We start from the raw sequence: 14,856 nt of genomic DNA on the forward strand, positions 1-14,856 counted from the left end.
TCTAACTTTTTCTTCTGTAACTTCTTCTATTACCCTAATACCTAAACCAGGCCCTGGGAATGGATGTCTTTTTATTAATTCATCACGTAGTCCTAAATTTTTACCTAGTCTTCTTACTTCATCTTTGAATAAGTTTCTTAAAGGTTCTATTAATTCAAATTTACAGTCTTTTGGTAAACCTCCAACATTATGGTGTGATTTAATAGTATGTGATAAACCATCTTCACTAGCTGATTCTATTACATCAGGGTATATAGTTCCTTGTGCTAAAAACTTAATTTCTTTTTCTTCTTGTAATTTTTTAGCTTGTTCATTGAATACTTCTATGAACTCTTTACCTATTATTTTTCTTTTTTCTTCAGGTTCTACTACACCTTTTAATTTTTCTAAGAATCTCTTTCTAGCATCCACAAAGACTATATTAAATCCATCTATACCTTCATATTGTTTTTTTACCTTTATTGCTTCATCTTTTCTTAATAGGCCAGTATCAACGAATACACAAATTAACTTATCCCCTATCGCCTTATTAATCAATAATGCTGCAACAGATGAATCTACTCCTCCAGATAGACCTAATAGGACTTTTTGTCCATTAGTCTTTTTCTTTATATCCTCTATCTTTTCCTTTATTACATCTCCCATTTTCCAGTTTTTTTCTATCTTACATATATCAAATACGAAGTTTTCTATCATATTTTTACCATATTGTGAGTGAAGTACTTCTGGATGGAATTGCAATGCATATACATTATCATCATTGCAAACTGCTGCATTAGATGAGCTTGTTTTAGCAATAGTTCTAAATCCTTGTGCCATTTTTGTAATATGATCTCCATGACTCATCCAAACTAATGACTCTTTTGGAACACCTTTAAATAGTGGATTTTCTTGTTCAATAATTTCTAATGTTGCCTTACCGAATTCTCTCTTATCTGACTTTTCAACCATTCCACCATTTAAATATGTAATTAATTGCATACCATAACATATTCCTAATATTGGTATATTCAAACTAAATATTTTTTTATCTATACTAGGTGAGTTTTCTTCATACACTGAAGCTGGTCCACCTGAAAAAATTATTCCTTTTACATCATTTCCTATCTTATTAACATCAACTCTTGATGTGATTTCACAGTACACTTCCATTTCTCTAATTCTTCTTGCAATCAATTGGCTATATTGTGAACCATAATCAATAATTAATATTTTTTCTCTCATCTATTACAACTCCTTTTTAATCTTAATGTATTTAAAAGCACTGATATTGAACTCAATATCATACACATAGACGCTATCATTGGCGTTAATTGTATACCGAATATTCCTGTTGCTATCATTATCCCAAATATATTATATATCAAAGTAAAGAAAAGATTTTCTTTAATATATTTAAGACAAAGTTTGCTATACTCCTGTAATACAGGTATATCCATTAAATCATTTATTACAACATCACTAGTTTCTAATGTAGGTACAGCTCCATTATTAATAGCTATCCCGATATCAGCACTATTAATTGCCGTTATATCATTTATCCCATCACCTACCATAGCTACAACCTTATTCTTTTCAAGAATATTTTCAATATACCTACTCTTATTATACGGCAAAACCTCAAAGGCATATTTTTCTATGCCTAGTTTATCTGCAATATATCTTGTAGTATACATATTGTCACCACTTAGTATACTTGTATCTATGTGATTTTCTTTGCAGTAATTAATAAATAAAGGGGTATTGTCATTAATATCATCAATTAATGTAACCAAACCTCTAATTTCTTTGTATTTAGATATTAGTATAACAGTTTTACCTTCTTTTGACAAGTCATCATATTTATTATTTATTTCACTTACATCTATACCTTTTCTTTTTAAAAGATTTATGCTACCTACAAGATAATCTGAATACCCTACACCTAGACCTTGATAATTTCTAACCTTAATATCCTTATCCTCAACTACATATTTTCTTTTTAGATATTCTTTAATTGCCTTTGCTAGTGGATGTGATAAGTTTTTTTCCATATTATATACAATATCTACATCTTCTTGTAATATATCAATGTCCTTTATACTTGGTTCACCTTTAGTCAAAGTCCCAGTCTTATCAAAAACTATCTTATCTATTCTAGTTGCATTTAATATTGCACTTCCATCTTTAATTAAGATATTCTTTTTTGCTAAGCTACCTATTGTAACAACAAGGCATATAGGGATGGATAACCCTATTGCACAGGGACAAGAAATTAAAAGAACACATATTGCATTATTTACACTTCTACCTAATATGTATGTTACAATGGCTATTAAAATTACCGTAGGTACAAATATTTTTGTTACCTTATCTGTAAAATTTGTGATGGGAGATTTAATTTCACATGCTAATTCCAACATATTTTTTATCTTGTAAATTACCATATCTTCCTTTTTAATATCAACCACATATTTAATACTACCATCTATTAGCTTACAACCTGCATAAACTCTATCATTTTCTCTTTTTATCTTTTGCTTGCTCTCACCTGTTATTAACTTTTCATCAAAAATTCCATAACCTTCTATTATCTTTCCATCAAAACTTGCAACCGTACCTTTATTTAAACTTAGTACATCCCCTATTTTAATATTTTCTTTAATGGGTATAATATTAGTTAAATTCTCTATAGCCTTACTAGTATTTTTCTTCAATCTTTTTTCTATCTTTTTTCCTAATAGTACTATGAATATGGTCATACAAATACCATCAAAATATATTAAATTGTTTTTCAAATTAAATATACTATACAAAAAAGAAATTAATACTCCCAAACTAATTAGTGAATACATAGTAAATGTTAGTTTAAATATACTCTTTACACCAATTAGCAATATATCCCTTGATAAAATAATTACAATTAAGCTTAATATTAACTGTACATACTCACTATTTTGTATATGAAACATAGCTAAAATTAGAACTATCACAGCTATTATTCCAATAGGAAGTAAATTAACTTCTTTTTCCTCAATATTATCATTGTCTTTAATTAACTCATATCCTAGCTTAGAAACAATATTAACAATATCTACATTATTATCATCTTCTACTACAAGTTTTTCAGAAATGAAATTAACCTTAGCCCTAACACCATATTTTTCTAGGCCCTCTTCTATTTTTAAAGCACAAGCACTACAACTCATACCCTTTATTCTATATATCTTCATGATCCCTCCAAATAGTAAGTAATGTTAAGTCATCTTCAAGTGTATATGTATCTAATGTATCTTTTAAAGCTAGTATATTATTTCTTTTCTTTAAAAAGTTTTCTTTTAGTCTTTCAAAGCCATATAGCTTATCATCTTTAACAGCTTCAGTTATTCCATCAGTATACAAGAGTATTACATCATCTTTTGAAAAGCTTCTAGTTTTAACTTCAAAATTAACTAAGTCTGGAAAATCCTCTTTAGAAAACACTCCTAAAACTTGCCCTTCTGTTTGTAATTCTTCCACCTTATTATCATGTATTAAAAGTGCTGGTTCTTGTGAGGCTTTACAATAACTTATGGTATTTTCTTTTGTATTAAGTAGAATGTAGAACATACTTGCAAATTTACCCATAGGAAATATCTTATTTATTCTTTCATTCAAAAGACTCATTAAGTCTTCTATGTTCATATAGTTTTTGAATTCTGAGTGTATAACAGCTTTTAACATTGTTGATAGTAGGGCAGCTGGTATTCCATGTCCTGATATATCTGCAAAAACTACAGCTATCTTATCTTCATCTATTTTAAATATGTCACAAAAGTCTCCTCCTATTTTTTGTGATGGACTAAATATATATTCTATATTATATCCCTTAAAATTAATCTTTTCTGGAGGCATAAGTTTCTTTTGTATATCATTTGCAAGAGCTAATTCCTTTTCAAGATTTTTGTATAGCCCTTTAATCTTATTATTTAACGCTATATTTTCTGCTCTTAACTGTGATTGCATTGAAAGATTTTTTACACTGGCTAATATTTCATCTGTGTTAATAGGTTTTTCTATTATACTATCTACACCCATTTTTACAGTTCTTAACGCCTTATATGCTGTTACCTTATTAATTAAAAGTATTACCTTACTATTAGGATTTTTCTTTTTTATCTTTTGTATTTCTTCAAGCTTTTCTTCCTGATATTTCTCAAAATTTATTATATATATATCTTTATCTAAGCTATCATGTTCCTTATTTAAAAATCTTTCTTCTTTTCTTTCTTTAGTCTGAAAACCATTAGTAACAAAAAGATTTCTTAATAGGTTTCTAGTATAGCTATTATCGATGTATAACTTTACGACAAAGGAAGAAAATATCTTTATCTTATTGTATTCTTCCAAGGTTTGAAACACTCTAAAATACTTATTCATTTCTGCCGTAAATACTTCTTTTGATATGAAGGCTATATCCATATTTTTTGATTTTACAAGTCTGAATACTTTTAATAAATAAATTAAGAATGGGGGATTTATATCTAAATCCCCTAAATCTAATATTATTGTATCAATTTCGTCGTCTATATTAGCTATCTTCTTGTAAGTCTCTTCTTCATTTGAAAAAACTATATATTTTTCCATTTTATCTCATTTCTTCAACTAAATCTGCTAAAATTCCATTTATGAAATTCTTAGTTTTTACATCTCCATAAATTTTAGCTATTTCTACTGCTTCGTTTATTACTATTTCATGTCCAATTTTACAATTTACTATTTCATAAAATGACATCTTTAAAAGTACCTTTTCTACTACACCTAGTCTTTCATATGTCCAACCTTTTAGGTGTTTTTTAATATTTACAACTAAATCTTTTTCATTTTCAAGATAACCATCTATATATTTTACAAAAAATTCTTCTTTAGACTTACTTAACTTATTAACTTCTAAAAATTCTTTAGATCTAGTTTTAGCATCTGCGTTAACTATTTCATGTTCAAATAATATTTTAAATATTTCTTCTCTAATTTTTCTTTGTTCCATTTTTATCCTAATCTAATTCTTCTATATTATCATTTTCACTACTTATTTTTTCTTCTACATTAGTAGACTTAATTTCTTCAACAACTTCTTGATTATTAACCTTACTTATACTCAAATTAATTTTTTTAACATTTAGACCTAACATCTTCTTTATATACTCTTCTAGTTCCTTACTAATTAAGTCTAATTTGCTATTCATTTCATCAGTTTTAAAGTTTTCTATACTTGCGTTAATAATAGCACCATTAACTGTTCTTTTAGCAATTACTTTTGCTTGCTTTACAATATTTTTTGATTCTAAGAAATTCTTTGAAACTTCTTCTAGTGTTTTTAATGTAACTTCAATATTACCATTAGAACCCTTAATTACAACTGATTTTTTCTTTTTAAATACTTTTTCTAATAATGAGAATATTAGTATTAATAAGTAGACTACTATTGCTATTTCAAGCCCAAATCTTGCTATTGGATTATTTGAAAGTTCCATAGAACATTCATCTAATATATAAGTTATTAGACTTGGATTAACTACTAAAAAGTATATTACTACTATTAGGGATAATAAAAGTAATGTATTAATTATACGTGATATCCATTTAAACATTGTTGCCTCCTATTCTTCATCAACCTTTTCAACTTTTTCGATAACTACATTTACTTCTCTAACATCTACTCCAGCTAATTCTTCTACTTTTTCTTTAATTGCCTTTTGTACATTTTGAGCAACTTCTTTTATTTTACTTCCATATACAACACATATTGAAACATCAATAACACATTCAGTTTCTCCCATTTCAACTTCCAAACTTTTCTTACTGTCTTGTTTGAATAAGTTAGTAATTTTTGTTTTTATTTCTGGGTCACTAACACCTACAACATTTTCAACATTTTTTAGTACTTCCACTACTATATCTTTTATTACATTAGGTGATATTACTATATTTCCAAATTCGTTCATATTTTCTCCTTTTCTAACTCTATTATACAATTATATCATATAGCGTTATTTCAACTCAATACGTAAATTATTTTTACCCACTATACTTATTAATTCTTCAATGTTTTTCTTAGATAAATATATATATCTATTAGTTTTTGTAGGTAATTTTTGTTTTTGCTTATAGAAAACTACCTTTGAGTATCCACCATTTTTTAATATATATTTTTTTAATTTTTCCAAATTATCCTCATCTACATTGTCTAGTAGTATATTGGTTATACTTGCCTTATGCTTTCCTATCTCACTTAATTTTACTAATAATCCATTTTTTAAAACCAGATTATATTCACTTAAAAAGATGTGTTTGTTCTTTATTACATCTAACACTTCTTCTCTAGGAAAACTTAATTTTAAACCAAGCATTTTTTCTTCCATATCAAGTAGTTCTAATATTTCATACTCTTTTGTATCTTTTTGTATGTATTTAACATCATCCTTTTTATCATCAAAAAATATTGTCCTACATACATCTTCTTTTTGTTCTTTTTTCTTTAGTGCCAAGCTATATATCTCATCAACATTCAAAACGACTTCTTTTCTTGTTATGCCCAAGCTATCAAAAACTCCTGCATCAGCTAATATTTGACACTGTTTTTTTGTTATACCATATTCAAGTAGTCTATAGCAAAAATCAAGAATATTCAAAAACTTACCTTTTTTTCTCTCATTTAATATATCATTACTAAATGATACCGATATACCAGATATATTACATAGTCCATAACGTATACCATCTTTTTCTACGGTAAACTTCACATCTGATAAATTAATATCTGGCTTTAATATATTAACTTCTTTTGCTACATCTTTTAGATTATCATGTATACCTAATTGAGAATTTAAGTATGAGCAGAAGAATTCTTTTGTATAATTAGTCTTAAAATATGCTGTATAATATGAGAGCATTGCATAAGGTATGGTATGTGACTTATTAAATCCATATTCTCCAAACTTTTCAATTTGATTATACAAAACTTCTACCTTGGATTTATCAAATCCTCTATTAACTGAGTCTTCTATAAATCTTTTTTTATAGTTTTCAAGTATATCCATCTTTTTCTTACTTATTGCTTTTCTCAAGTCATCTGCTTCATTTAAATCAAAGCCTGCAATTATTCTTGCTATCTTCATTACCTGTTCTTGGTAAATTATTACACCATAAGTTGAACTTAAAACTTCTTCTAATTGTGGGAATAAATACTCTACCTTACCATTACCATTTTTTATGCTTATTAACTTATCAATCATACCACTTTTTAATGGCCCTGGTCTATATAGTGCTAGAACTGTAGATATATCTTGAAACTCATTTATTATATATCTCTTAATTAACTCCGTTATCCCTCTTGCTTCCACTTGAAATATACCCAAGGTCTTCCCCTTGTTATATTCCTCAAAAGTATTCTTGTCATCTAGGGGTATATCATCTAGTTTCACATTAGTTAACTTTGTACATGAACTTAATATATCAAGGTTTGACAACGATAAGAAATCCATCTTTAAAAGTCCCATCGTTTCTAACTCTTCCATTTGATACTGGGTTATATTAATATTAAGTAAACTATCAAAATTAATAGGAACTATATCTGTTAACTTTTCACTAGATATTATTACACCTGATGGGTGTATGGAACTATGTCTAACATTACCTTTAAGTTTTTCTACAGCTTCATCTATTACATATTTATTTTCTCTATTTTTAAATACTCTTTTCAAATCCTTTATTAGAGCTTTTTCTTTCATTGTAGAAAAGGTTATAATATTTGAAACGTAGTCTTTACCATACTTGTCCATTACATATTGTATTATCTTGTCTTTTTTTGCTGTTTCAAAGTCTAGGTCTATATCAGGCATATTCTTTCTTGCGATATTTAAAAATCTTTCAAACATAAGATCATATTTTAATGGGTCTACTTTTGTAATACCTAATAGATATGAAACTATACTACCACTAGCACTACCTCTTCCAGGCCCTACTAATATATCATTTTGTCTTGCATACCTTACTATATCTTCAACTATTAAAAAATATCCATTAAATCCCATCTTTGATATTATCTCTAGTTCATAATCAGCTCTTTTTTTAGCTTCATCATATCTTTCAGTATATTTTTTTGCTAAGTTGTCATACACTAATTTTTTTAAATACTGTTCTTGAGGTATATCAAACTGTAATTTGGGTACTTTTTTACTAGATAAGTCTAACTCCATCTTGTAATCTTCTAATATTTTTTCTGTATTTTCTATAGCCTTATCTAAAACATTTTTATCTAAAAAACTTAAGTCTTCCCTTATTTCTTCTTCAGTCTTAAAGTAAAGGCCTTTTTCTTCATACCCCTTCTTATTACCTATTCTTGCAACTATTTTCTGTAACTTTCTGTCTTCTTTTTGTAAATAGAATGTATCATTAACTGCTATTAATTCTACATCCATTTCTTTTGATATCTCTATATACTTTACTAGTCTTTTTTCGTCATTTAAAAAACATGGTAATTCTAAGTAAATATCCTTAAATTTACTAGAATATTCTTTTAATACCTCTCTTACATTAGAATATTCTAAGTCCTTCATTAAAACATATACCTCAGAATTAAGTGAACCTGTAGTTACTAATATATTATTGCATTTTGATATATCAGATATATCTAATACACCTTTTTTCACGTATGATAGACTTGATAAATTCACTAATTCCTTATACCCTTTTTCTCCTTTTGCATAAAGAGTTAAGATATATTTACCCTCTCTTTTCACACCATACACAAAAACTGTTAGTCCCATTAAAAGGTTAATGTTATTTTTCTTGCACAAATTGTACATTTTCATAGCTGAGCACATAGACTTATCTACTAAACCTAGTCCTTTTAACCCTAACTCACTAACTTTTTTAACATAATCACTTATCTTACCTACACCTTCTAAAAGGGTGTAGTCGGTATATACTTTAAGATTTATATACATCTACATCTTCTCCAAACAATCTATGAAATAGTCTATCTCCTCTTTAGTATTATGTAAGCCTAAAGATACCCTTATAGATGAATTAGCCTCTTGTTCACTTAATCCCATTGCAATTAGTACAGGAGAAGCACTAAGGCTACCTGACATACAAGCAGATCCTCCACTTACCATGATACCTTTCATATCAAGCATAGGTAAAAGAGTTTGTATATTTTTACCCTTAACTTGTATACTTAATATATCATCTATCCTATTTTCACCATTTACAATGCACTTGTCACTTAGTTTAGATAATAGGTATCTATTTAATTCTTTTATGTACGCTCTTTCATCTTTCATATTTTTATACGCTAACTCTAATGCATATGCACTTGCAAGTATAGCATCAAGATTTTCTGTACCTGATCTCTTATTTCTTTCTTGAGGACCACCATATATTAGCTTTTCTACTGGTATATCATCACGTAAATAAAGGATACCTACACCTTTTGGTCCATAAAACTTGTGTGCTGAACCTGTCATACTATCTATTCCTAAAAGGTAAGGGTCTACTTCCATCTTACCTAATAGTTGTGCACCATCGACATGGAAATATATTCCAGTATTAGCTAATAGCTTTGATATTTTATCTATAGGTTGTCTTACTCCAGTTTCATTATTAACTGCCATAATACTAACAAGTGCTGTATTTGTATTTAAATATTTTTTTAAATCTTCTACATCTACTTGTCCATTAGGTAAAGTTTTTACATAGTGTACAATATACCCCTCGTCTGATAATCTATTCATTAATTTTAAAATACTTGAGTGCTCTATGTTTGATGTTATTATCTCTTTTTTATCAGTTTTAGATAAAAGCCCTCTTATAGCCAAATTATTTGATTCTGTTGCTCCAGATGTGAAAAGTATATCTTGCGTTTTTACATTTAGTAAACTTGCAACAGTAGCTCTAGCCTTTTCTAACATAACCCTTGATTCACGTCCCATACTATGAACTGATGAAGGATTTGCATAATATTTTTCTAAGCATTCTACTAGGTAATTCAATACTTCTTTTCTAATTTTTGTAGATGCTGCATTATCTAAATAAACACTTCTCATTTTTACTCCTATTTTTCTTTATTTACAGCCTTATTATATCATATTTTAAAATTGAAAAGTAGGTTTATTTTATGTTATACTAATTACAGGTGATTTTATGAGATTAATAGTTGGATTAGGTAATCCAGGTGATGAGTACAAAAACACAAGACACAATCTTGGATTTATTGTCCTTGACAATTACCTTACTGAAAAGAATTTGATAAATGGTCTTAAAAAAGATTTTAAATCTGAATATTTAAAGTTTAATGACTGTTTCTTTCAAAAACCTCTTACATACATGAATGATTCAGGTGTTGCAATAGAACAGTTGATGAAGTATTACAAGATAAGTGTCAATGACCTTTATGTAATATATGATGATATGGATATGGAAGTAGGTAAAATACGTATCAAAAATTCTGGTAAATCTGGTGGTCATAATGGTATAAAGTCTATTATCTCCCACTGTGGTGATGGATTTACAAGAATAAAAGTAGGAATAGGGCATAAAAAAAATGACGCAGTTTCTCATGTACTTGGTACATTTCCTAAAGAAGACAAAGAAATTTTAAACGCAAAACTTACTATACTAAATGAACTAATAGATGACATACTAAATGGTGTAAGTTTTAATAAGTTACAAAATATGTATAGCGGGAAAGGAATAAATGGAAATAAGGAAAAGTAATATCTCTGACATACCCAGGTTATTAGAGATATCTAATGATGCCAAAGAATTTATGAAAAAAAATGGCCTTAACCAATGGAACAATGGTTATCCAAATGAAAAAACTTTTAAAAATGACGTTTTAGATGATATAGGTTACTGTGTTGTCAAAGAAAACATTGTAATTGGATATTTTGCACTAGTATTTGGAAAAGAAAAAACGTACGAAAAAACATATGAGGGTAACTTTAAATACACTGGCGATTATTCAACAATACATCGTTTAATGATTTTCGGGGATTATAGGGGTAAGAACTTAACAAAAGATATATTCTTATACATACAAAAACTTACTCAAGATAAATTAGTACAATTTGTACGAATAGATACACATAAAGATAATATACCTATGAAAAAAGCAATTTTTTCTAATGGTTTTAAATATTCTGCCATAATACATGTAGAAGATGGTAGTGAAAGAATGGCTTTTGAAAAGGAGGTTAATAATGGACTATAAGGTTACATTATTTCAATTTATGGGTGGTTTAGGACTATTCCTATTTAGTATTAAATATATGGGTGATGGTCTACAAATGTCAGCTGGTGACAGATTAAGAAATTTATTAGATAAATATACCACCAATCCATTTTTAGGAGTTTTAACAGGGATACTTGTTACTATTCTTTTACAATCAAGTTCTGGAACTACTGTTATAGTAGTTGGATTAGTTGGAGCTGGACTACTTAACTTAAAACAAGCAATAGGGATAATAATGGGGGCAAATATTGGTACTACCATTACAACCTTTATTATCGGGTTTAATCTTTCAAAATATTCACTTCCTATTATATTTTTAGGAGCTGCACTACTATTTTTCACAAAAAGATCTACTTTGAATAATATAGGTAGAATACTTTATGGTTTTGGAGGAATATTTTATGCATTGACTTTAATGTCATCTGCCATGCAACCTCTTAAGTATGAACCTTGGTTTACGCAACTTATGATAGACCTTGGTAAGAATTCAATATTAGGTGTTTTTGTAGGTACTGGTCTTACTATGCTAATACAAGCATCTTCTGCGACTATAAGCATACTGCAAAATCTGTACTCCGAACATATTATAACCCTTAAAGCAACATTGCCAGTTTTATTCGGAGATAATATAGGGACTACAATAACTGCAATAATTGCATGTATAGGTGCTACACGTTCAGCAAAAAGAGTTGCAGCATCACACGTACTATTTAATGTAATAGGTACAGTAATATTCTCAATATTACTAACACCATTTACTGAATTTGTACTATTTATTGAAAAACTACTTAAAGTTCCACCTAAATTGACAATTGCTCTAGCACACGCAACATTTAATGGTGTTAACACTTTAATTTTATTCCCATTTATTGGGGCACTTGCGTATATAGTAACAAAACTAATACCATATAACGAAGATGAAGAAACATATAAGCCAAAATTCCTAGACACTATGCTTATACACAACGCTCCATCAGTAGCACTTGGACAAGCAAAAAAAGAATTGTCTGTTATGTTAAATAAGGCAAGAGAAAATTTAGAAAGATCTGTTAACTACTTCCAAACTAGAGATCCTAATGTTGGTAATAGGGTTGCAATTAAGGAAGATGAATTAAATAACTTAGATAGGGCTATAAACAACTATCTTACTGTACTATTCCATGAACATTTGGCACAAACAGACAGTGAAATAGGTTCAAACTTAATGGATATGTCACGTGATATAGAAAGAATTGGAGATCACGCTATGGCATTAGTTAGAGATGTAGACTATCAAATTAAAAAAGGCATGGCTTTTTCTGATGATGCTAAGTACGAAGTTACAATATTATCAAATATTACAAACGAAATGCTTAAACTTGCCTACGAGGCTTTTGTTAATAACGATAAAGAAAAAGCAATAGAAGCACTAGACTTACATAATTCTATTTATGTATACGAAAAAAAATCACGTAAAAAACATATAAATCGTTTGAGAAACGGTGAATGCGATATTAAAGCAGGACTATACTATGTTGATATTATCTGTCACTTTACAAGAATATGTGACCATGGTAGAAATGTAGTTGAAAAAGTAATAAATAACCAAATATAGGAGGATAATATGAAATTTAATTTAGGAAAAAATGGTGGTCTTTTAGTTGAAATATATTTTGAAGGCCTAAGCTGTGAATGTAAGCTATATAATCATTTAAAAGAAAAGAAAATATTTGAAGGTAAATTAGGGCAAATTTATGTTAATACATTTGAAAATGTTGCCTTTGTTGGACTAGGTAAAAAGGATGAACTTGATTTAAATGAAGTACGTACAGCATTTTTCAATCTTGCTAAAGAATTAGAAAAAAATAACGTAAATGAAATTAGTTTAACTGTTGAAAAAATTGATGGTGTTTGTATGGCTGGATTTACATCAGCTGTTGTTGAAGGTTTAAAACAAGCTGAATACAAATTTGATAGATTCCATACAGATAGAAAGGAAGCTTTCGAATTAACTGTTAACTACACATTAAATATTGAAGAAGAAAAATTACCTGTTATACAAAAAGCAATAGACGAAACTCAAAGCTTAATTGATTCTGTCTTTATTACTAGAGATCTTGTAAATCTTCCATCAAATTACATTTACCCAGAAACATTGGCTAATAAGGCAAAAGAATTATTAGAAAAAGTTGGTGTAAAAGTTACAATATATGGAGAAGAAGAAGCAAGAAAGATGGGATTAAATGCCTTCCTTGCAGTAGGTAGTGGTTCAGATAGAGAACCTAAGTTTATAGTAATGGAATATTCAAATGATCCAACATCTAATGAAAAATTAGCTCTTGTTGGTAAAGGAATTACATATGATTCAGGTGGATACTCACTAAAACCAAGTGATGGAATGAAGACTATGTTTGATGACATGGGTGGAGCTGGAACAGTTATAGGTACTATACATGCAATTGCAAAATCTAAATTAAAAGCTAATGTAGTTGGTGTAGTTGGAGCTTGTGAAAATGCTTTATCTGGTCATTCATACAAACCTGGTGATATTGTAACATCATTCTCAGGTAAGACTATAGAAATTGATAATACAGATGCTGAAGGTAGAGTTACATTAGCTGACTCTGTATACTATGCTTCAACTGTAATGAAAGCTACTAAGGTAATAGACCTTGCAACTCTAACAGGTGCTTGTCTTGTAGCATTTGGTGAAGTTTATACAGGTGCTGTAACAAATAACCAAGAATTCTTTAATCAAGTTGTAAGTGCTGCTAAATTATCTGGTGAAAAGATATGGCAATTACCTACAGATAAAGAATTTGCTAAATTAAATAAATCAAGAGTTGCAGACATTAAGAACACTGGTGGAAGAATGGGTGGAACTATTACAGCAGGTATGTTCGTTGGAGAATTCAACAATAACTTACCTTGGATACACTTAGATATAGCTGGTACTGCATTCTTATCAAAGGCATACAGCTACTTACCTGTTGGTGCAACTGGAATACACGTTAAAACATTATACAACCTTGTTAAGGGATTATAGAGAAAAAAAGAAGTGTCAAATTGTACTGACCCCAAAAAGTTGGACAAATAATTTAACTTACTAATAAGGATTGATTTCTGTAAGAAGCAGGAGTTAATCCTTTTAGTTTTTCTTTTATTCTTTTGTTATTATAATAATCTATGTATTTTTCTATTGCTTTCTCCAATTCTTCTAATGTTTTGTAATTATCTTCTTGATCATAAAACATTTCAGATTTTAATAGCCCAAAGAAACATTCCATTAATCCATTATCTAAACTATTTCCTTTTCTTGACATACTTTGAATTATTTTTTTCTCCCTTAATCTTTCTTGATATGATTTATGCTGATATTGCCAACCTTGATCACTATGAAATATTAAATTTTCATAATTTTCATTTTCTTTAAATGCCAAATTTAACATATGATTTATTTGTTCTAAGTTAGGACTTCGTGAAACATCATATGAAATTATATATCTTCCGTAAGCATCTAATATTGGCGATAAGTATAGCTTTTCACCTCTTAAATTAAATTCTGTTACATCTGTAAACCATTTTTGGTTTGGAGCTGTTGCTTCAAAATCTCTATTAATATG

13 protein-coding genes are annotated in these 14,856 nt (G+C 28.5%); 4 read left to right on the top strand and 9 right to left on the bottom strand.

Annotated elements, in window-relative coordinates:
- The 8 genes from guaA to IMK15_RS03005 form a co-directional block, all read right to left on the bottom strand.
- Positions 1–1,224: glutamine-hydrolyzing GMP synthase (gene guaA, locus IMK15_RS02970; protein WP_192941830.1), on the bottom strand; the 1,224-nt coding region annotated here is incomplete at its 3' end.
- Positions 1,221–3,212: a heavy metal translocating P-type ATPase gene (locus IMK15_RS02975; protein ID WP_192941831.1), complete on the bottom strand. Its 1,992-nt coding sequence runs from the start codon at positions 3,210–3,212 to the stop codon at positions 1,221–1,223. The genes IMK15_RS02975 and guaA, both read right to left, overlap by 4 nt.
- The gene (locus IMK15_RS02980) at positions 3,199–4,605 is read right to left on the bottom strand and encodes a PP2C family protein-serine/threonine phosphatase (protein WP_046328881.1); all 1,407 of its coding nucleotides are present in this window, start codon (positions 4,603–4,605) and stop codon (positions 3,199–3,201) included. The genes IMK15_RS02975 and IMK15_RS02980 overlap by 14 nt, the downstream gene beginning before the upstream one ends.
- 1 nt (position 4,606) lies before the next feature.
- Positions 4,607–5,005, bottom strand: a complete 399-nt coding sequence (nusB, locus tag IMK15_RS02985) for a transcription antitermination factor NusB (RefSeq protein ID WP_046328882.1) — start codon at positions 5,003–5,005, stop codon at positions 4,607–4,609.
- 7 nt (positions 5,006–5,012) lie between these two features.
- Complete coding sequence (gene amaP, locus IMK15_RS02990) at positions 5,013–5,609, bottom strand: alkaline shock response membrane anchor protein AmaP (RefSeq protein WP_192941832.1); 597 nt, start codon at positions 5,607–5,609, stop codon at positions 5,013–5,015.
- Between the two features lie 9 nt (positions 5,610–5,618).
- Positions 5,619–5,963, bottom strand: a complete 345-nt coding sequence (locus IMK15_RS02995) for an Asp23/Gls24 family envelope stress response protein (RefSeq protein ID WP_192941833.1) — start codon at positions 5,961–5,963, stop codon at positions 5,619–5,621.
- 45 nt (positions 5,964–6,008) lie between these two features.
- Positions 6,009–8,966 (bottom strand): DNA polymerase III subunit alpha, encoded by a 2,958-nt coding sequence (dnaE, locus tag IMK15_RS03000; protein WP_192941834.1) that lies wholly within the window; start codon positions 8,964–8,966, stop codon positions 6,009–6,011.
- The gene (locus IMK15_RS03005) at positions 8,967–10,067 is read right to left on the bottom strand and encodes a cysteine desulfurase family protein (RefSeq protein WP_192941835.1); all 1,101 of its coding nucleotides are present in this window, start codon (positions 10,065–10,067) and stop codon (positions 8,967–8,969) included.
- A 97-nt stretch (positions 10,068–10,164) separates the two neighbouring features.
- Here IMK15_RS03005 and pth point away from each other — a divergent pair, with 97 nt between their 5' ends.
- Genes pth through IMK15_RS03025 form a run of 4 tightly spaced genes read left to right on the top strand, consistent with a single transcriptional unit; the run spans position 10,165 to position 14,279 of the window.
- Positions 10,165–10,737, top strand: coding sequence for an aminoacyl-tRNA hydrolase (gene pth, locus IMK15_RS03010; protein ID WP_046328887.1), 573 nt, complete (start codon positions 10,165–10,167; stop codon positions 10,735–10,737).
- Entirely contained in the window at positions 10,718–11,233 is a 516-nt protein-coding gene (locus IMK15_RS03015) for a GNAT family N-acetyltransferase (RefSeq protein ID WP_192941836.1), read from the top strand. The genes pth and IMK15_RS03015 overlap by 20 nt, the downstream gene beginning before the upstream one ends.
- A complete protein-coding gene (locus IMK15_RS03020) occupies positions 11,223–12,848 on the top strand; it encodes a Na/Pi cotransporter family protein (RefSeq protein WP_226869188.1) in 1,626 nt (541 codons plus the stop codon). The genes IMK15_RS03015 and IMK15_RS03020 overlap by 11 nt, the downstream gene beginning before the upstream one ends.
- 9 nt (positions 12,849–12,857) lie before the next feature.
- Positions 12,858–14,279 carry a leucyl aminopeptidase gene (locus IMK15_RS03025; RefSeq protein ID WP_192941838.1) on the top strand — a complete coding sequence of 474 codons (1,422 nt, stop codon included), beginning with the start codon at positions 12,858–12,860 and terminating at the stop codon, positions 14,277–14,279.
- A 52-nt stretch (positions 14,280–14,331) separates the two neighbouring features.
- Here IMK15_RS03025 and IMK15_RS03030 read toward each other — a convergent pair.
- A partial coding sequence (locus tag IMK15_RS03030) for an IS3 family transposase (RefSeq protein ID WP_192941839.1) occupies positions 14,332–14,856 on the bottom strand: 525 nt, incomplete at its 5' end.

It is taken from the genome of Sneathia sp. DSM 16631, from assembly GCF_014892235.1.
Classification (GTDB): Bacteria; Fusobacteriota; Fusobacteriia; order Fusobacteriales; family Leptotrichiaceae; genus Sneathia; species Sneathia vaginalis.

Coding starts and splice junctions, on each gene's coding strand:
- IMK15_RS02975 (WP_192941831.1), bottom strand. CDS start 3,212: ATGAAGATATATAGAATAAAGGGTATGAGTTGTAGTGCTTGTGCTTTA.
- IMK15_RS02980 (WP_046328881.1), bottom strand. CDS start 4,605: ATGGAAAAATATATAGTTTTTTCAAATGAAGAAGAGACTTACAAGAAG.
- nusB (WP_046328882.1), bottom strand. CDS start 5,005: ATGGAACAAAGAAAAATTAGAGAAGAAATATTTAAAATATTATTTGAA.
- amaP (WP_192941832.1), bottom strand. CDS start 5,609: ATGTTTAAATGGATATCACGTATAATTAATACATTACTTTTATTATCC.
- IMK15_RS02995 (WP_192941833.1), bottom strand. CDS start 5,963: ATGAACGAATTTGGAAATATAGTAATATCACCTAATGTAATAAAAGAT.
- dnaE (WP_192941834.1), bottom strand. CDS start 8,966: ATGTATATAAATCTTAAAGTATATACCGACTACACCCTTTTAGAAGGT.
- IMK15_RS03005 (WP_192941835.1), bottom strand. CDS start 10,067: ATGAGAAGTGTTTATTTAGATAATGCAGCATCTACAAAAATTAGAAAA.
- pth (WP_046328887.1), top strand. CDS start 10,165: ATGAGATTAATAGTTGGATTAGGTAATCCAGGTGATGAGTACAAAAAC.
- IMK15_RS03015 (WP_192941836.1), top strand. CDS start 10,718: ATGGAAATAAGGAAAAGTAATATCTCTGACATACCCAGGTTATTAGAG.
- IMK15_RS03020 (WP_226869188.1), top strand. CDS start 11,223: ATGGACTATAAGGTTACATTATTTCAATTTATGGGTGGTTTAGGACTA.
- IMK15_RS03025 (WP_192941838.1), top strand. CDS start 12,858: ATGAAATTTAATTTAGGAAAAAATGGTGGTCTTTTAGTTGAAATATAT.